Source organism: Streptomyces sp. NPDC058664 (genome assembly GCF_042716635.1).
Taxonomy (GTDB): domain Bacteria; phylum Actinomycetota; class Actinomycetes; order Streptomycetales; family Streptomycetaceae; genus Streptomyces.
Map to the genome: position 1 here is coordinate 1 of NZ_JBHXRW010000244.1, position 1,114 is coordinate 1,114.

Here is a 1,114-nt window from a genome sequence, read left to right on the forward strand (position 1 = left end):
CAGCCCCGGTGGTCACCACCCTGCGCCTCGGCCTGCATGTGCTGGTGACGGTGCTGGCGGTGGTGGTCGCGGTGCGTGCGTCGCTGCCCGGCGGTGGCGGTCACGGCATCGCGGTGGTCGCGCTGACGGTGGTGTGGCTGCTGGTGTATTTCGCGGGTGCAGAGTTCTCACCGTCCGTTCCCGATGGCGCGGTGTGGGTGTGGCTGGCGGCGCTGACCGTGTTGTGGCTGGTTTTGCTCGCGTTCACCCCCGATGCGGTCTACCTGGCGTTCGGGTTGTTCTTCGTCTACCTGCACCTGCTGCCACGGCCGTGGAGTCTGATCGCGGTGGTGGCGGCGACGGCGGTCGGCGTGCTCGGGTTCGCGGCGCATCGTGGCTGGTCGGCGGGTGCGGTGGTGGGGCCGGTGCTCGGCGCGCTGGTGGCGATCGGGATCGGGTTCGGCTATCAGGCGCTGCATCGCGAAGCGGTCGAGCGGGAGCGGTTGATCGATGAATTGCTCGGCACCAGAGCGATTCTCGCGGAACAGGAACGGACCGCTGGCAAGCTCGCCGAGCGCGAACGCCTCGCCAAGGAGATCCACGACACCGTCGCCCAGGGGTTGAGCAGTATCCAATTGCTCCTGCACGCGGTCGAGCAGGCAGCACCGGATCATCCTGCGCTGGACCGTATTCGGCTCGCGCGCGAGACCGCCGCCGAGGACCTGGCCGAAACTCGCAGGCTCATCGACGAATTGTCGCCCGCGGCACTGGACGGACAGTCGCTCGCCGTTGCGCTGGAACGCATTTGCCTTCGCGCGCAGTCGCCGACACTGACCACGCAGCTGCTCGTCGAGGGTGAGCCGCAACGACTGCCGATGCCGGTCGAGGCGGCGCTGGTGCGGATCGCGCAGAGCGCGGTGGCCAACGTGGTGCAGCACGCGCGAGCTGAGCGCATGCGGGTCACCCTCACCTACGACGACACCGACGCACACCTGGATATCGTCGACGACGGCATCGGGATCGAGCCGGATATGCTGCGCCACCCCAGATCCGGTGCGTTCGGCCTGGCCGCGATGCGCAGCCGGGTAGAGCAACAAGGTGGTGCGATGACAGTCGAATCCGAACCGGGCCACAC

The 1,114-nt window shown here is 68.3% G+C and carries 1 protein-coding gene; it reads left to right on the forward strand.

The window, feature by feature from the left end; all coding sequences use genetic code 11:
• Positions 1-1,114: sensor histidine kinase (locus tag ACFWUY_RS41890; RefSeq protein WP_384122402.1), on the forward strand; the 1,114-nt coding region annotated here is incomplete at both ends.